The 17,675-nt window shown below is 59.7% G+C and carries 15 protein-coding genes; 6 read left to right on the top strand and 9 right to left on the bottom strand.

Annotated elements, in window-relative coordinates:
• The first annotated feature begins 81 nt into the window (after window positions 1-81).
• The 5 genes from DVJ77_RS00395 to DVJ77_RS00375 all read left to right on the top strand — a co-directional run bounded on the left by DVJ77_RS00395 (window position 82) and on the right by DVJ77_RS00375 (window position 4,280).
• On the top strand, window positions 82-477 hold the full coding sequence (locus tag DVJ77_RS00395) for a hypothetical protein (protein WP_114843505.1): 396 nt from the start codon (window positions 82-84) through the stop codon (window positions 475-477).
• 278 nt (window positions 478-755) lie between these two features.
• Window positions 756-2,045, top strand: coding sequence for a substrate-binding domain-containing protein (locus tag DVJ77_RS00390; protein WP_162791300.1), 1,290 nt, complete (start codon window positions 756-758; stop codon window positions 2,043-2,045).
• 125 nt (window positions 2,046-2,170) lie between these two features.
• Complete coding sequence (locus DVJ77_RS00385) at window positions 2,171-2,611, top strand: prepilin-type cleavage/methylation domain-containing protein (RefSeq protein ID WP_225427681.1); 441 nt, start codon at window positions 2,171-2,173, stop codon at window positions 2,609-2,611.
• A gap of 50 nt (window positions 2,612-2,661) precedes the next feature.
• Window positions 2,662-3,372 (top strand): prepilin-type N-terminal cleavage/methylation domain-containing protein, encoded by a 711-nt coding sequence (locus DVJ77_RS00380; RefSeq protein ID WP_225427679.1) that lies wholly within the window; start codon window positions 2,662-2,664, stop codon window positions 3,370-3,372.
• Complete coding sequence (locus tag DVJ77_RS00375) at window positions 3,369-4,280, top strand: type II secretion system minor pseudopilin (RefSeq protein ID WP_162791299.1); 912 nt, start codon at window positions 3,369-3,371, stop codon at window positions 4,278-4,280. Before DVJ77_RS00380 ends, DVJ77_RS00375 begins: the two co-directional genes overlap by 4 nt.
• Window positions 4,281-4,300: 20 nt before the next feature.
• Here DVJ77_RS00375 and DVJ77_RS00370 read toward each other — a convergent pair whose 3' ends face one another.
• The 6 genes from DVJ77_RS00370 to DVJ77_RS00345 form a co-directional block, all read right to left on the bottom strand.
• Window positions 4,301-5,080, bottom strand: a complete 780-nt coding sequence (locus tag DVJ77_RS00370) for a hypothetical protein (protein ID WP_114843501.1) — start codon at window positions 5,078-5,080, stop codon at window positions 4,301-4,303.
• A gap of 17 nt (window positions 5,081-5,097) precedes the next feature.
• The gene (locus tag DVJ77_RS00365; RefSeq protein ID WP_114843500.1) at window positions 5,098-5,490 is read right to left on the bottom strand and encodes a hypothetical protein; all 393 of its coding nucleotides are present in this window, start codon (window positions 5,488-5,490) and stop codon (window positions 5,098-5,100) included.
• 130 nt (window positions 5,491-5,620) lie between these two features.
• Window positions 5,621-7,609, bottom strand: a complete 1,989-nt coding sequence (locus tag DVJ77_RS00360; RefSeq protein ID WP_114843499.1) for a preprotein translocase subunit SecA — start codon at window positions 7,607-7,609, stop codon at window positions 5,621-5,623.
• Entirely contained in the window at window positions 7,602-9,746 is a 2,145-nt protein-coding gene (locus tag DVJ77_RS00355; RefSeq protein WP_114843498.1) for a peptidase M50, read from the bottom strand. Before DVJ77_RS00355 ends, DVJ77_RS00360 begins: the two co-directional genes overlap by 8 nt.
• Before the next feature lie 24 nt (window positions 9,747-9,770).
• Window positions 9,771-11,696 carry a GAF domain-containing protein gene (locus DVJ77_RS00350; protein ID WP_114843497.1) on the bottom strand — a complete coding sequence of 642 codons (1,926 nt, stop codon included), beginning with the start codon at window positions 11,694-11,696 and terminating at the stop codon, window positions 9,771-9,773.
• On the bottom strand, window positions 11,693-13,102 hold the full coding sequence (locus tag DVJ77_RS00345) for a TolC family outer membrane protein (RefSeq protein ID WP_114843496.1): 1,410 nt from the start codon (window positions 13,100-13,102) through the stop codon (window positions 11,693-11,695). The genes DVJ77_RS00350 and DVJ77_RS00345 overlap by 4 nt, the downstream gene beginning before the upstream one ends.
• A gap of 387 nt (window positions 13,103-13,489) precedes the next feature.
• On the opposite strand from DVJ77_RS00345, the gene bamE reads away from it, so the two are divergent.
• Window positions 13,490-13,804 carry an outer membrane protein assembly factor BamE domain-containing protein gene (gene bamE / locus DVJ77_RS00340; RefSeq protein WP_114843495.1) on the top strand — a complete coding sequence of 105 codons (315 nt, stop codon included), beginning with the start codon at window positions 13,490-13,492 and terminating at the stop codon, window positions 13,802-13,804.
• Window positions 13,805-14,033: 229 nt separating this feature from the next.
• On the opposite strand, the gene DVJ77_RS00335 is transcribed toward bamE, so the two are convergent.
• The 3 genes from DVJ77_RS00335 to DVJ77_RS00325 all read right to left on the bottom strand — a co-directional run bounded on the left by DVJ77_RS00335 (window position 14,034) and on the right by DVJ77_RS00325 (window position 17,670).
• Entirely contained in the window at window positions 14,034-15,428 is a 1,395-nt protein-coding gene (locus DVJ77_RS00335) for a hypothetical protein (RefSeq protein ID WP_114843494.1), read from the bottom strand.
• A 4-nt stretch (window positions 15,429-15,432) separates the two neighbouring features.
• On the bottom strand, window positions 15,433-16,857 hold the full coding sequence (locus DVJ77_RS00330; protein ID WP_114843493.1) for a hypothetical protein: 1,425 nt from the start codon (window positions 16,855-16,857) through the stop codon (window positions 15,433-15,435).
• Between the two features lie 108 nt (window positions 16,858-16,965).
• Window positions 16,966-17,670 (bottom strand): hypothetical protein, encoded by a 705-nt coding sequence (locus DVJ77_RS00325; RefSeq protein ID WP_162791298.1) that lies wholly within the window; start codon window positions 17,668-17,670, stop codon window positions 16,966-16,968.
• Between the last annotated feature and the right edge of the window lie 5 nt (window positions 17,671-17,675).

Here is a 17,675-nt window from a genome sequence, read left to right as displayed (position 1 = left end):
TTCAAAACATGGTCCATGTCGAGCCGGCAGCCGCGCGGCTGCCGGCGGCATGGGCAATATGGAATCTATCGCGGAGGTTGGATGAGCAGCCTGGATGCGCTTGCGGAAACATTACGCCAATTATTCGAAGCAAGGCAGGAGCGATTAGCCGAGAGGCTTATCGACCGTTGCACGCGAAGTGCATTAACCGACCTGATGGTGTCGCATTATCATCGGCTACCTAATCGGATACCGTACGTTATTAGGCAGCGACTGCACCGACGCAATGCGGAAGGTGAGAAAAAGGCCGGGCTTTTTATTGCAACCTTACCGCCTGTATTTAATACATGGTGCAATGAGGGGCGGCGTGCGGCGATTCGTAGTGTACTGCGCGAACTCGATGATGCCGACATGGTGCAGCTTTCGGCGCAGCCGAAGATCGATCCCGAGGTGGCATCCATCATGCGTGAAGTTCTTGTGTACAAGATGGGCGATTGACGGCGACAGGGTCAATGGCGTGTCTTGGTTATGCAGATTAAAGTAAATTTTTCTTCATAAATAAACACCGATCGGTCATGTAATTTATATGGCATATTCCATGTCATGGTGGATTATTAAGTAAAATAAGCTGTAATGAACTCATTTGGTTAAATTATCATGAGTCATGTAACAGCCTATCCATATATCCAGTCTTATTACTTTAACGATGATGTAAACGTTATCGGGCATAAATGCATCAGCCTCCAATTCGGAGGTATTTATGCAAGGTGTACATCATGGCTTACGGATATACGGGTAAGAACCGCATGAAAACCCTCGCGGGTGCGATGTTTCTTGGCATGATCACACTGGCTTCGGCTGCTCAGGCCAGCACTACCCTGGTTGGTGGTGGCGCGACGTTGCCGGCGCTCGGTTACACCGGTGACGTTACGCATCGGCTGACCTCATCTCCCGTTGCTGGCTCGTTCCTGGCGGCGTACTCGGCTCAAACGGGTAATCCGGCGACCACCTACTGCCAGACCGGCAGCGGCAAGGGCAAGGATATCCTCGCCGGTGTTGCAGGCACGAACGTGCAGACTACCTGCCCGGATGGCCCAACGGCACCGAACGGTTTCGATGCCGGTGCAGCAGGTCGTGGCACTCTGACCCAGCCGAGCTTCGTCGGTGCGGATTCGCCGCTGAATTCTCTCGATTACAGCCACTATACGACTAACCGTTCGGGCAGCAGCCCGTTGCAGTTTCCAGCCGTTGCCGGTTCCGTTGCGATCACCTTCAACAAAGCCAATGTAAGTTCGTTGGCCCTTACCGATGCCTTGGTCTGCAAAATCTTCTCCGGTCAGATCAGCGATTGGAGCGATAGCCAGCTCGCTGCCGCCGGCGTGCCGGCAGGCGTTTCTGGCGCGATCAATGTGATCTACCGCGGCGACAACAGCGGCACTACGTTTGCCTTCAGCAACCACTTGGCGACGATTTGCGCCGGCTCTGCCAGCCAGCATTTCATCACCGATCAGGCGTTCACCAACGTTGTTTCGAAATACCAGTCGACCATCCCGGCTAACTGGAATGCCCAGAGCGGTAACGCAAATCTGGTCGCTAAAGTGGTAGCCCTCGACGGTGCGATCGGCTATGCCGAGACGGCCAACGTTTCGAACATTTTTGCTCAATTCGCAACTCTTAATGGTCTCGATCCGGTCGCCGATCTGACCAACAGCGTAACGATCAACAGCACCGACGTTGTCTATAACAATGTAATCACTGGCGCCGATGCCACCACCGGTCAAGCCACGTATGCAGCTCTTTCGCCGCTGCCCAGCACCTCGTGCATCGCTTTGGTCAAGCCCTCGGCTTATGCGAATCCGAGCGGCTATCCGATCGTTGCCGTCTCGTACCTGTTGGGCAACAGCAACGGCAATGGCACGGATACCGCCAATGTCCGCAAATTGCTTGGCGCTCCGTACAACTCGGCCATCACTGGCGCCACGACCACGATCGGTTCCGGCACGGGTCTGGCTTTCCTCAGCACCAGTTTTGTGCAGAGCCAGATCGACACCTGCGTCGTTAACTAAGCACTACGTCAATAAGTAGATAAACGTGAATGGGAGGGGGCAACCCCTCCCATTCGCATATCTGCGTCAAGCGAATGTCACGTTGTTGGTATTGAATTTACGGCTATGGCTAGTGGGGTTGTGGGATGAAGCTGGGGAACGGGGAACGGGGGACGGGGAACAACAGCTCGCTCCATGCGACGCCACGTCGTGCTCTGTATTCGCGCTTTATCGGCGGCTTTAGTTTGCTCGAAGTCATCGCTGCCATCCTGTTGCTGGCGATTGCATTCACTGCCTTGATGCAAGTGGCCGGCGGCTCCATGGCGCTGTCCGGTCATGCTGCCGAAGCCAGCAAGGCGGCCCTATGGGGACAATCCAAGCTCGACGGCATGACGGTTATCGAGCCATTGCGCGTTGGCGTAAGCGAAGGGCAATTCGATACGCAATATCGCTGGCGTTTGAAGGTCACTGAATCCGCTGCCGCCGACACGACGCCACTGCAGCTATATCGCGTGGATCTGGACGTGCTTTGGGGCAGTGGCCGGCGCGAACGTTCGGCGCATTTCACCACGTTGCGGGTTCAATGAGGCAGGGGAACGGGGAACGGGGAACGGGGAACAACAGCTCGCTCGCTGTAGTGTTGCGACGCGCTCATCGCTCCCCGTTCCCCGTTCCCTGTTCCCTGCGCTCAACCGGCTTCAGCCTGCTCGAAGTGCTCGCCGCGCTCGCGCTGATGGCCTTACTGCTGCTCGGCGTGTATGCCGGCATCAGCACCGCGACACATAGCGTGCGGTCGGGGACGGCGGTGATCGAGAGGCTCGACCAGATTCGATCGGCGCAACAATTTCTCAGGCATGAGCTGACGCAGACATCGGCGATTCCATGGGATATGAATGCGCAGCATGAACCGATTGTTTTCAGCGGCAGCGCCAAAGAAATACGCTTTGTGGCGCCGCTGCCAGGTTATCTCGGCAAGCTCGGTCCGCAGTTGCAGACGCTTACACTGGTCGAAGAAGGCAAAGACAATACCCACTTGGCAATGAGCTTCGCCATGCTCTCGCCCGACGGTATCGCAGCCGACACCCGCAGTGAACCGGAGGTGCTTGTCTCGCATATCCGCAGCGTTCATTTCAGTTACTACGGCAGCACCAAGGATCAACAGCCTGAACAGTGGCTGGAGACATGGCCCCCGTCCATGCGGCTGCCCAGCCTGATACGTATCGAGGTGACGCTCGATGATGGCATGGTGTTCTGGCCGCGCCTGGATATTCCTATCCGGCAAGGGGCCAGTGCCATCAATGTCCGTGCCGTGGCGATGCCGTTGCTGTACGGAAGGGGGCTTCATTGAACGTCGGAGCGCAGCGCGGCGTAGCGCTTTTGGTGGTGTTGTGGGCGTGCACATTGCTGGCGATTCTGCTGGGCGGCTATGCCACGGTGTCACGGCTTGAAGCCACGCAAGTGCGTTATCAACTGGCGCAAACCCAGGTGCGTTATTTAGCCGAAGCAGGAGTGATGCGGGCGATCTACGAATCGGCCCAGAGCCTCGGAGCTGCGCCAGGGGCAGGGGCGTCATGGATTGCCGATGGACGTCTTTATACCTATCGCCTCGATGACACTGATATCCAGATACGGATCGGCGACGAAACCGGCAAGGTCGATCTGAACACCGCGACGCCGGACATACTGCAAAATCTATTTCAGGCGGCAGGCGTCGATGCCGCGGCAGCCGTTGCGTTGGCAGCCAACGTGATCGAGTCGCGCGACTCGCAAAGGTTGAACAACCAAGTCTATGGACAGCAGCGATACAAACAGGCCGGATTGAGTCATGGGCCGCGTTATGCCGAGTTCGTCAGCCTGGAAGATCTGCAGGCCGTGCTGGGCATGACCCCCACGATTTATCAGAAGGTGGAGCCGGCCATCACACTCTGGTCACGTCGCCCGCAACCGGCAGCGCTGTTCGCGCCCGCACTGGCGCTGTCGACGCTGCCGGGGATGGATATGGCCAAGGCGCAACGTTTTATCGTGGCGCGCGAGGCTGCGGCACCGCACTCGCCGCTGCTCACCTTGCCGAACGGCACGCCCGTAGGTAGCTGGCGTAGCGGTAATGTAAGAACCATTTATGCCATGGCCAGCACCACCGATGGCACACGATCGGCTCTGCAGGTCACCGTGCGTTTTGAACCCCTGCGCCCTGGTCAAAAGAAAACCGGTGCTCTCTACACCATCCTGCGCTGGCAGGATGGTGTAGAGAGGTAGCGCAACTCAGGCCGCAGCGATCAGGGTGCCGTGAAGCGAGTGCTGGCAAAACTCAGTCGTCGATAGCTGCCATCCGATGCACCGACGGCAACCACATACGCGTGTCCACTGACTAAGCCGATATCGCCGAGGTTTGCCGTGCCTTGAGGGCCCAGCACCAAGGTCTGCCACACGGTGGCATTGCCATGGCCGCTAGCTGCAATAGCCGGGTCCAGTACAAAAACCAAGGTCATGACCGCACCGCTCGGGGGATTCCAGCTCACCGTATTGCCGCTAAGCGAAACAGAGAAATCGCTCGGTACGTTCTGGCCCACTGCAAACAGCTCGAACGTGCCGTTCGGCGCGATGTAGTAACTGATGCACGATGGAATATCGATGTGCTGCTTGCCGCCGGCTACGGTAAAGGTTCCGGCGTAGGCGCCTTTTGCCGCGGAGTATGTGCCGGCTACCGAGCCGGTCTGGTGCGTGCCATCGATGGTGCCGCTCCAGGTTCCCTTCAGCGATGTCGCGGCCTTGGTGCCGGAGATGGTGCCAAGGTTGTTGCTCTGACAGCCGAAATAGGTGAAGTACATATTGCCGGAGAAGCTGCTGTCGGACGCCGGCAGGTTCAGGTACACCGAGCCCATGGTCGGGTCTTCGGGGTTGGTGGCCGGGTCTTCTTGGTAATAACCCAGATAGACGCCGCCCGGCGGTGCCGAAGCGTTAGCCACCGCATGAGCATTGGGGCTTGCCGCCCATGCACTGAGCGGCGCGGCGGCGCATAGCGCAAGGGTCAGCAGCGAGCGGGTAAGTACTTTCATCCGTGCTTTCATCGCGATCATGGCGCGAACTTAAGCAGCGGCAAGCCAACTTGTTGCCGGCAACTGTTACGCATCTGGTTTTCCTGTTTCACGCTGTCATTAAGAGAGTTCGGGGTAAAGGTCGCGGTGTCTCCCGTTTGTAGCGTTGCCATGGCTCGTTCGGCAAATTTTCCGGCGAAGCATTTGCAGTAGCTGTCCAGCTTCGGGTTACCTTTCAGATCCGCCTCACCGTAAGGCGATGGGATGTTGATCGACTGTTTGGCGCACATGTCGGCGTACTGATTGACGAGTTGCGGGGATACAGCGGCCGCATATGCAGACGACATCGTCATGGTGCCGATGATGGCCGCAAGCGCGGTGCCCGCCAGAATTTTGGATCGGGCATGCGAAAAACTGCTGAACTGCTTCATGGTTTATCTTTTGATGGGTGGGGGTGGGGAGCAAAGATTTTATATTGATTGCGCGTTTTGACTAGAAGGCAGCGCTGCTAATCGATAAACGCAGAGAATCTGTTTACGATCCCTGCGAAGCCCCGCACAGTTAACGACGTGTCTTGCCGACAAAACCGAGCGCCTTCATCCACTCGGCGTCGCGGCGCTGGGTTTCGGTGCGCTGATGACGGTAGTGGCGCTCGGCACGGTTCTGCACATGGGTTACCCAATGGCGCAACCACAGGCGGCTTTGCCGGGTACGGGTGACCCATCGGCACATAAGCCAGCGCTCGGCACTTGACATGAAACGGCGAAACAGCTCGTCATCGATGCTGACGATGGCTTCGGTGCTGCCCGGATCGCCCTGGCGCGCACAACGGCCGAACAGTTGCCGATCGACACGTGCCGATTCGTGAAACTCGGTAAGAATCACGTGCAGGCCACCGGCTTGTTCCACCGCCGGCGCCAGTTTGATGTCGGTACCGCGGCCGGCCATATTGGTCGCCACGGTGATCGATCCAGGCTGACCCGCCTGTGCAATGGCTTCGGCCTCGGTCTGGTCCTGACGCGCATTGAGCATGGTATGCGTGATGCCATCGCGCTCCAGCAGCCCGCTCAAGTATTCGGAAGCCTCCACCGAGCGGGTGCCGATCAATACAGCGCGACCGGTGCTGGCCATCTGCACTGCGCGCCGGGCCACCTCTTGCCAGCGCTGTTCGGAATTGATGCAAAGGCTGTCGGTGAGGCGTTCACGGCGGCTCGGCTTGTGGGTCGGAATACGCGTTACCGACAAGTCGTAGCTGCGTTTGACTTCGGTGGCGACCTCTTGCGCCGTGCCGGTCATGCCACAAAGCAAAAGGTAGCGGCCGAAGAATCGCTGGTAGGTGATCTGCGCCAGCGTGCGTCGCTGGCCGGTGATCTCGGCCTGCTCTTTGCACTCGATCATTTGATGAAGGCCGCGCTCCCAGGTCCGATCCGGCATCACGCGCCCGGTCGATTCGTCGACGATCTGCACCTTGCCTTCGGCCAGGATGTAGTGCTGATCGCGCTGGAAACAGTACACGGCGGATAGCGCTTTTTGCACGAATTCGTCGCGCCATAATGGCGATTGCCATAGGCCGCCATAGCCGGCGCTCACTTCACGCACCCGCTGTTTGCCCAGTGGCGTAAGCCAGATGTCGCGGTGAGTACCCAGCACATATTCGGAACCGGACTGCAGGCTGCGGGCCAGTGCGATGGACTGGTCGTAGATCGCCGGATCAAGGTCGTCCGGCAGGGTCTCGGAGATAATCAGCGGCGTACTTGCCTCATCGATCAATACGCTATCGGCCTCATCGATGATGGCAATATGCAGGCCGCGCAAGATCGGCGCTTCGCCACGGCGGCCGCCGGCCAGTTCGCGCAACCGCTGCTGCGTGCGCGAAGCTTCGCCCAGGGCGATGCAATCTTTGAGGTAGTCGAAGGTCAGCTCTTTGTTGGAGACATAGGTGATGTCGCAGGCATAGGCTTCGCGTCGTTTGGCGACTTCCATATCCTGCAGTACGACACCGATGCGCAGACCGAGAAAGTCGAATAGCGGGCGGTTGGTCTCGGCGTCGCGCTCGGCCAGGTAGTCGTTGACCGTTACCACATGAACCGCCGCGCCCGTGACCGCGGCGGAGCAGGCGGCGAGGGTGGCGGCAAGCGTCTTGCCTTCGCCGGTGGACATTTCGGCCAGTCGCCCTTGCAACAGGGTTCGCCCGGCCAGCAACTGCACGTCGTGATGACGCATGCCCAGGGTGCGCCGCGACGCTTCGCGGATCAGCGCGAATGCTTGCGCCAGCAAATTGTCGGTAAACCCGGCGCGATGCATGTGCCGGGCGACTTCACCAAGACGCGCATGCAATTGCCTGTCATCACAGCCATGTGCGGCGGCTTCCAGTGTCTGTGCGTGCTGCAAAAAAGTACGCGCGCGTTGACCATCGAAACGCGGTAGCCGTGCCAGCCATGCGCGCAGACGCTCTTCCCAGGGCGCGTGGACACTGTCCAGCCGCTCAAGATAAGGCCCGTCGCCCAGCAGGATGTCGCGTGAGGCGAGCAGGGTGCGTACGTCAGACATTGAAGTGACTTAAGAAGACCTGGCGCAAGCGCCGCAATGCCTGCCGGGCCAGCGGTTCGCTGCCATGCTCGAAGCGTATATGCACGCGTTCGCCAAAAGCCGGCGCGGCATCGGTGGGCAGGCTGAGGTCGACAATAAAGATGCGCTGCAAAGCCTTCAGGCCGTTCGCGTCGTTCGGGCTGGTCGGAATCGTACCGCCGCCATTAAGACCCAGCGCAGCCGTCGGCAACTCATCGACACCGCTGGGGAATTCGCGCACCACGCGCGATGTATGCGTTTGGGCAAGTGAATCGGCCAGGCGCAGCGATACGCCGCTGAGCCGTTGATGCACGAGGTCGATGTCGTCCTGCTGCACTACGACGCGCACCAATAACTCGTGGTCCTGCAGCACATAACCGAGCAACTCACCCTTTTTGTAATAGTGCCCCGGCATATCCTGTGCGGTGGCGACAATCAAACGGCCATCCGTTTGGGCGTAGCCTGCCAGCCGCTCGATGCGTACCTCGGCTTGATGCAGCACCTCGCGTGCCTCGTCGAGCTGACGGCCGGAGACCGCGGCCTTGACCGGGTCGCTGAAATGCTCGGCATCGTAACGGGCTTGCGCCTCCTCCGCCTTGGCGCGATCGACGGCCAGCTCGGCGCGCAGCGTGGGATTGTCCAGCAAATACAATGGCTGGCCACGCTTCACTTCGCTGCCCGGTTCAACCATCCAGCGCGCAAAGAAACCGCTTTCACCGTTGTGCAGCATCGCGTGGTCCGGCAGCCACACCACGCCTTCGGCACGGGTACGCAATGGCAACGGCACCAGTAGCAACAACACTAGCGTGCAGAGCAGGGCGACTGCGGTGCGGCGCATGGCGCGGGTGCGGCAACGTTGCAACACCGGGCTGCTGGCGAGATGCTTCCAGCCTTTGCGCAACGGCGTGGCGATCAGGCTGAACGCACTCCAGCAAGCCATCAACACGCCGGCGATAAAGAACTTACCGGCAACCAGAAAAATCACCGAGACCGTCACAAAGGTGCGATAGCACCAGGCCAGCGGCGTGTATAGCACCAGCCAGCGGCGCTCGGCCGGGGTTTCATCCGGCGCTACCGCATCGGTGGCGCCGAAGGCGTAGCGATCCATCAGATAGGTCCACCAAGCCTGGCCGCGTTGGGCCAGATTCGGCATTTCGATCAAGTCGGAAAGAATGTAGTAGCCGTCATAGCGCAGCAAGGGATTGCCGTTGACCATCAAGGTGGAAACACCGCCGATAATCATCACGTTGAACGCCACCGCGCGCAGTACGCCCGGTTCGGCCAGCAACCATACCTGCAGCGCCAGCGCCGAGAGAAACAGCTCAACCAACATCCCCGTCGCGGCTACCGCGGCGCGTTGATATTTGGATGCAAATGCGGAGGACGACGATGCCTCCACGTAAGGCACCGGCGCAAAAATAAGAAACATCAAGCCCAGCTCGCGTACCGCGCCGCCCCAGCGTTTTACCGCAAAGCCGTGGCCCAGCTCGTGTAATAGCTTCACCACCGGATAGACCGCGAGCATGACCAGCAGATTGCTGGACGACAGCACCCGATCGGACAGGTTATGCGTCAGTTCGCTCCAGTGTTGCGCGGCCAAAAACAGCGCCGGCAGCATCACGACCAGCCACAGCAAGGCGCCGACCGGGCCGAAGCACCAGCTAACATAAGGCGATAGCCGCGTGAGAAAGCGATCGGGATTGAGCAAGGGCAGCTTCAAGCTCATCGGATTCATCAGCCACTGCTTCAGCGTTTCGGTGCGCTTGCGCCGATGACGGTCAAGGGCCAGCGCGGAATCCGGTGCCACATCGGTCTGCAATAGATCGGCCGCATGCAGTTGCACTAATAGATCGACGACCTCCGGCTGGGTGCAGGCATCGCGTACTTCGGAGCCATTGGCACGCTCCCATAGCGCCTGCACGGTATGTTGCCCATCCATGCCGGCGATAAACGCATAGGCAGCCGCCGAAAGTCGATAGACGCGGCCACCGCTCTGATCCTGCACGACGTACCAAGGCTTGCCCCGAAACACCACCCGCTGCACCAGCGCATAAGGCATCAGCCGCGGCCGCAGCAGCGCGACGCTATGCCACGACGGGCTGAACGGATTACGCGCCACGGCAACTGGCCAGTACGGGCAGCTTCACAAGCCCCAGTTCCATAGCGTCAAGCGCAGCCAATCCAAGGTGCTATGCAGCAGCACCCAGCCGAGCTGCCGCCGTCCCACGCCGATCTTGCCGACACCTTCCATGCCCGGCAGCAGCAGTGGTGAATCGTGTTGCAGCTTCGCCTCCACACGATAGAAATTCTTGCCGTCCTGCGCGGTCGCCACCGGCATGATTTTCGCGACCGAGAACGGCATCGGTTTGCCGGCTAGTCCGCTCATTACCAGCTCGCCGGTCTGCCCCGTTTGCACTTGGGCAATATCGCGCTCGTCAACTTGCAGAATGATTCGGTAACTACCGAGCGGGGCAATCTCGAACAGTTTTTTACCGGCCTCCACCGGTGTGCCGATCTGCTGACTGAGATCACCGCTGACCACCACGCCGTCGTAAGGCGCCAGCACGCGCACGCGCGCCAGCTTGTCTTCCAGCAGATCGAGCTGGGCCTGGGCTTCCTGCAATTGCGCGCTGGTCACTTGAATCGCGCTGAGCTCGTGATTGGCCATCGCCTCGCGCAGCTTGTTGTCGTACTGATCGCGTTCGCTGGCCCATTTCGCACGCTCGACCAACAGTTCGTGATCGTCCAGTTGGGCCAGCACCTGGCCTTTGCGCACGGTGTCGCCGGCACGCACCAGCCCTGCGGCCAGATAACCCTCGAAAGGCGCGGCGGCCACGCGTTGAATCGCTCCTTCGGTGACGGTCTTGGCCGAGACGCGATAGGACACCGGCAAAAAAACCGCCAGCGCGATACATACGAATGCGACGATGCCGGCCAGTTTCCATAGCAAATATCGCGGGCCGAGCAGGGCGCCCCAGAAGCGCATCACTTCATCGCGCATCCGTTGCAATGAGCTGCGCTCGGCATCCACCCGCTGCGTCAGCACCGGCGCGAACAAGGCGGCGAACGTCTCCAGCCAGCGCCGCTCGGCCTCGCTGAAGTCCTCGCCGCCGGTGCGTTCCAGCGTCAGTACCGCAACCGTGCGTGCCTGCTCACTGACCGGCAGTGAAAGTAAGGCATCGGCGCCGACTCGCTGCAGCAATGCGCTATGCGCGCGATAGCTTTCGACCGGGCCGTCGCTAGTTTCGGGTTTGCGCGCGTGAACCACCTGGGCGAGGTCGCAGGTTTCGCCCATGGCATCGGTATAGGCCTGGACCAAGGGCGACGATTTTTCAAAGGTAGCCGCCTCGGATAAGGCGACCAGGCGGATCTTTGCGTCGTGAACCAGGCCGATCGCCACGCGTGAGGCATCGAAGCGCCTCCGCAATTCATTGCACAGATCGAACAACGCCTGTTGAAAACGGGTATGCCGCAGCGTGGTCGCGATGGTCTCCAGAATACCCATCGAGCGCGCATTGCTTTCCAGTGCCTGATCCAGCTCGCGCTTGCCGAGCAGGTTGGTAAGCCAGGCGCTACCCCAATGCATTTCACGCAGCAGCGGCTGGATCGCCTGCCGCTCCATGGCGACTTCCAGCACCACGGCGCCGCCGATACGCTCGTGCACGGCAATCGGTACCGCTACATGCAATAAGCCTGGTTGCTCCTCGACGGCCTGCACGGCGACACGGCGTTCTGCCAGCGTCAACTGCACCGCACCACCCATGCGGGCCATGTCGGCATTAGCCAGCGGCCATACCGCGATAGGCACATAGCTCTGTCCATCGCTGGCTTCAATCAGCACGGCGCCTTGACGCACTGCCGGAAATTTCTCGCAAATCAGCGCCAGCCAGGCGCGGCAGAAGACGTCAGAGCTGCGCGCCAGCAGAAACTGTTCCCATGCGCTCGGAGCGTGGGCACTGGCCAGGCGTGGGTCGGTGACAGGACCGCTCTCGTCTGGACTGCTCTTATCCAAGTCAGTCTTATCGAGCTCGGCTTTGTCCCTGCCGGCCGGTGGTGGCAGTGCGCTCATCGGTGCGGTGCCTCCGTCGTACTTGCCGTTACGGCTTGAGTGGGAGCGGCACCGAACCACTGATCGAGGTCATCGACATCCGCCGCCGTCAATTCGCCGAGCGCCGCGCGCAATTTGATATACGAAGTGAGCTGCTGATAACGCCCCTTACGCAGATCGCGGCGGGCGCCGGCAAGTTGTTGCCGCGCGGTGAGTACATCGGCGTTGATCTTCAGGCCACGCTCCGTGGCGCGATCGGCTACCGCCAGCGCAGTCTTCGCCGAGACTACGGCGGCCTTGGCGCCACTGGCTTTGGCTCGTCCGGCACGCCAGCCCAGATAAGCGGTTTTGACATTCAGTATGGCGGTGCGCCGGGTCGCTTCGATGTCCTCCATGGCTTTGTCGCGCAAAGCCAGGGCTTCGGCCACTTTGGCCGACTGAGTGCCACCGGAATACAACGGTACGTTCAATTGCAGCCCGACCGCGAGTTGGCGTATCCCATAGCCTGGCTGGCCGGGAAAGTTACCCACGGCCTGATCCGTATTGCCGTAGGTCGCCACCATGTCCAAGGTCGGCTGATAACCCGCGCGTTGCTTGTGCACTTCTTCCTCGGCCGCGGCCAGGGCGCGCTTCGCGGCATGCAGCGCCGGGTTATGCGTGTCGATTTGTTCCAGCCATTCGTCGAGATCGCCGCCAAGCAGATCGGGGATCTCCATCTCGTCACGCAAATACGGTTGCACCATGTCGCCGGCGGCGCCTATCCATTGCTCCAGTGCGGCGAGTTTGGCTGCTTGATCCCATTCGGCGGAGGCCTGGTCGGCGTCCGCCGCTTCGTATTTCGCGCGGGCCTCGTCGGCTTGCGGTTGACCCTGTGCACCAAGCTCGGTGGCGCGCTGAGCTATATCCCATTGCGCCCGCAAGGCGTCGCGTTGCGCCGTGGTGAATTCCACGCCGTCGCGCGCCTCCATCAAGTCGAACCATGCGGTGGCCAGCTTCAAATACAACTGCTGCTCGGCATCGGCCAGTTGATAACCGGCTTGCCGCGCACTCTCCTCGGCCTCGCGCCAGGCGGCCACATTGGCAGGTCGCCAGATCGGTTGGTTCAAACTCAGTTGGTCACCATCGCTGTGATAGCGGTCATGCAAGGTTCGCGTCACCCGATCGCGGGTGTCGTAGCGGCGCTTGTTGCCATTGCTGTTCGCGGTACCGGTGATCTGCGGCAACATCGCACCGAAGGCTTGGCGTGTGCGTGCTTGCGATGCCGTCAGGTTGGCTCTGGCGGCGCGGTAACCTGGCTCGCTTTCGTGCGCCACAGCGAACAGTTCGCCTAGCGAGGTCACCGTAGTGGCTTCACCGCGCACGGTAAACAACAGCGCTAAAGAGCAGATCAGCAGTCGCAAGGGCGCGATGCGGCAAACCTCCGTCATGGCATACCGCCCAGAACGTGTCGGCGTGGCAGTACCTCGTGCGCAAAACGGTGACCCGAACTTACGCCATAGACATGAAGACTTTCGCGTCGCACCTCAAATCCCTTCGCTGTGGCCGCAGGGAGAGGCTGGTCCATCACGGAACGCAACGAAGAGCCGCACAGCCACGCCTTATCAGCGCGGCAACAGGCCTTGCGTTGTTCCAGTAGTCCCCCTGCAGCATGGGCATTCTGGCACCGCGTCGATGACAGTGCCAAGCCTGTTGGTTCATTCAACGAGTCGCAAGAAATTGCGATAATCCGATGGGCTGCGTGCCACAAAACTTACGCTACCATTTGGCACAACGCAGCGCTGGTTGCACCGGTGTTGCCAGTCTCAGGGGGAGTCATGAAGCGCATTACAGGAATGGCCGCATTAGCGGTCGCGCTGGCTGGTTGTCACACCACCGGTCAAAAGATCACACAACTCGATCCAGGCACCACGCGCGAGCAGGTCGTCGCTACGCTCGGCCGTCCCGATGCCATGCGTACCGTCGCCGAGTTCGAGATCTATACCTATCTCGCTCGCCACCGTTCCCGCATATCCGTCACCCATACCGACTACACGGTGATTCTGAAAGACGGTCACGTGGTTCAGTTCGGGCCGGGCCTGGCACAGCGCGAAGGTATTCATAGCGTGGTGATCGTACCGCCGGAGTCGTAGGTCGAGTAGATCTGCTTGGCGATGCTGCCAACTAAGAAGCAACACCATGGCCTTTCCGTGAGGAATGCCTGATGTGTTTGAAAGCATTGCTGCGTTTTGCCCATCCCTCTGCTTGTTCCGAAAAGGGACTTCCTTCGATTGCAGGGGCTGGAAGAGGGTGAATTCTTGTCGCAAGGTTGCAACCCCTCCCTAACCCTCCCCTGCAGGCAGGGGAGGGAGCAGATGGTCGCTACACCCCTGGTCGAATGAAATGCGGCACGAACTGCATGCGGTGAATCATCGACATATCCGGGGTGAATGGGGTTACCCAGGTTTCCAGGCCGCGCAGTTTGCCGCCCAGCAGGTAAGGGCAGCATGAGACGCCGGTGCGGCGTTCGACCGGGCCCGCATCGGTGTATTCGATCAAGTCGTAAGCGCGTGGGCGTACGCGTTTCTGCACGATCCAGATATTGGCCGTTTCGTCCATCCAGGCCGGTTGCATGCGGCGCTGCTCCAGCAGATCGGTCCATGCCTGGCTTGAAAGATTGCAGCCGAAATGAACTTCTTTCGCCTGAAATGAATCGGATTTCTTGAGGATGAAATCGGCCCGGTTGCGCCGCACTTGCTCAAGCTCCTCGCCTTGCAACAAGGACAGCACCCGTGTCCACGGCAGCAGGCTCTCCACCGCTTCACATTCCTCGGCCGATAGCGAGGCGGGTCTGGCCGCCGGATCGCTAAGCCAGGCCAGAAACAATTTGGAGTCCAGCACCGACAGCCACACCGGCACGGTACAGCCGCGCACTAGCGGCATCAGTTCGGTCAGCAACGTGGCGAAGTGTTCCCGGTCGCGATTCACCGAATAGATCGAGCAGGCCCGATGCAGCCAGGCTGTTCGATCGCCGCGTAGCGGCGGCACCGGTTCGCCGGCGTAATGGATGATGTGTTCAACCCCCGTCGTATGGCGGTTGAGCCGGTTCAATACCGGGGCCAGCTCGCGTCGGACCGCGTCGTCGTTTTTCATGATCCAGTGGATATCGCACGGCGAACCGTCTGCCAGTTCGGCAAAGTAAGCGGCGAAACCATCCAAGGGACGGCCGGTGACCAGAAAATCGGCCGGCGGTGCGAACAACTCGGCGGCGATAGCCCAGATATCGTCGGGCCGCGTGTAGCCTCCCAGCCCGGTATCGAAGTTGGTCTCGACCACCATCGGCCCCGCCTCGCCGAGTACGATGTCGGGACGTCCATACAGCAAACGTGCGGCATCGGGCGATACCAGGCTATCCGCCGGCAAGGGTTCGCCTTCGCCCAATACCGGCCAACGATTGTAGGTGCGGACGATCTTCAGTAGATCGGCGTATTGCCGCCAGCTTCCTTCACGCGAGGTTTCGGTCTGCAGCGCATGGAGGATTTTAAGATGCGCGCGGAACAGGGCGAGCAGGCGGGCTTCGAAATGCGCTACCGAAGATGCCGCCGACCATACCGGCGCCATCAAGGTATCCGGGGTTTGGCTGGCCCAGGTCGTTCGCGGCAATCGTTGGCGAAAGTCCTTCAGCAACGCCGCAGGCGCCGTCGCCGAGGCTATCGGCAGCGGGTAGAGGATGGGATCCAGGACATTGCTCGACAAAAGGTCGGGGGTGGAGTCCATGCGATTACTCGACAATCAACGCGGGTTGCACAAAACCCTGCCGGCCTACATTGGTCGTCTCTTCTGTCGACGTGCGTACGACGACGCCCATCGGGTCGCCCTGAAAAAGGAAGCAGGCCAGCGAAGTGAATACCTCGGTAGGCTCGCCATCGTTGAGCTGTCGAGTTGTGCAATGTTCTACCGGAGCCAGCTCTTGCAGCACGAAGTCGTCGCCGGCCGGCTCGGCACGGGCCGCCGACAAACTCTGCCGCCACTCGGCCTCGGTCGCCCCTCGACCGATCAATACGCTACGTCCGCGCGTATCCAGCGAACGCTTGAGCACATAGCGCTCGCGTTGCGCAGCCACTATGGCCAGCTCATTGCTGGACATATGCCGTACTAGCACGGTGTGCGGCACGATTTCTTCGATAAGTTCGATTTCCTCGCGTTCAAGATACGGGTGCAGTAATGGGCTCCACAGAAATGCCAGCGTGCTTTTCTGCTCGGGCAAATACATGCTGGGGAAAGAGTTGACCCCGAAGACCGCATCAGCCTCATAGGCATCCAGATAAGCCTGTACCTCGGCCGTGGTGCGGCTGAAGGCGCACTCGTAAGCATCTGGCCCATGTGTATCGTCGAATTTGTTGAAAGTGAGTTGGACCGGAATATCGCCGTAGAAAAGATGCTGCCCATCGAAGCGCAAGTCTTCGACGAAGCAGCGCACGACGTTGCAGCCCTCGGCTCGAAACTGCTCGGCAATATGATCCAGCTCGGTGTTCATGGTGAGGTAACGGCTGTTTAGCACCGCCACCTGTCGCCCCGCACGCAGATAACCCGACTGCTCGGCCGAACGCAGCATCGCCTTGGCGAAAGCGCCGGGACTTTCCAGCGGCGTCTGCACCGGCCGCAGGCCCTGCTTGCGCAATTGGGCCAGGCAGCGGCTGCCTTGCAGCAGGCGAGCGAAATATTCGGCGTAAGTCGAAGCGGCCGGCGAGTGACTGTTCAACTCGAAGATGCGTGGCGTTCCGCGAGCATTGAGAGTGAAGTCGTAGCGGCAGTACTGGATGCGTGGGCGATAACCGGCGCCCATGCGAATCAGGCGATCGTGCCGCGGTTGCAGGCGGAAGAAATCGCGTACCACCGGCTCATTAAGATAAAGGTCGATCACTCGTTCGAGAATGTCGAACAGCCGATGGAAACGGTCCGTCGCATTCTCGAAAGTTCGCCGTGTCATGACATACGGCAAGCCTTGATAAGGAATAGGCTTCTGCTCGTGTCGAATGCCATAGCCGTCCAGCGCCTTGGCATAGTCGAGCTGATCCTGCCGCAGCGCATCCGGCGTTACCAGTCCAGCCAGTGCTTCCGATAACAGATTGCAACTGCCGTGCTGTCGCAATTGCTGACTGAGTATTTCTATCGGTGCGCGGTCGAGCAGAGCCGTAGCGTTCATACACGTTTCCCCGTAGTTGATAGCCGGCAAACGTAGCTATCGCGCTATCTAGGGAGTGTGAAGGTGATGTGAGTTGCTCGAATGCGGTTATATCGGCAGCTTTCACCTCTAGCGACAAGGATCATGCTTGAAGTCTTCTGCACGCAGATTGAAATCGCCGTCGGGATAATCCTGCAGATAAGTCGGCTTCATGACGGTTTTCGACTTAATCGTTTCTGCAGGCTTGCCGTTTGCAATGATCTCTTCGATCGTAACGCCGGTCAGTGTGTTTCTGCTGAGATGAAATGTCTTCAGGGGAGTCGGGCTCCCGTCTTGACTACTCAACGATGATTGATAATCCACGCCAATCAACCGCAACATACCGTGGCGCCATTGAACCTGGGTGGTGGTGGTGTTCACACACTCGTGCCATGCACTGCTTTGACTCAGATAGAAGCTGCTACCCGACAGGGTGATTTCATCGAAATCGTTATTGGCTGTTCCACTGGCGATGATGGCCTCGTGTGATTGAGCCGCCACCGTATAAGTGCCCGACGGCATTTGCATAAGCACATAGATTTGCCGGGTCTCGTCGTTACCCTTTTCACCGGTATGTTGCCGCCGTATGGAACCGACCCAGTCGGCTCGCCCATCGCCATTCAGATCGCCTCGCGCTTGTTTTTCGAGACTCGCGTTCGGCAGAGATCGAAGAAACGCATCGATAGATGCATAGGTCGTATCGGCGGTAATGCCGCGAATCGGCATGGCGAGTAGGCATGCTCCTATGAAGAGCCTATGCCAAGGCAAATGCTTTGTTAGCAAGTCAGCCATCATCCGCG

The sequence above is a fragment of the Dyella tabacisoli genome (assembly GCF_003350925.1).
In the GTDB taxonomy this organism is placed as follows: domain Bacteria; phylum Pseudomonadota; class Gammaproteobacteria; order Xanthomonadales; family Rhodanobacteraceae; genus Dyella_C; species Dyella_C tabacisoli.
This window is presented reverse-complemented; position numbering and strand designations above follow the sequence as displayed.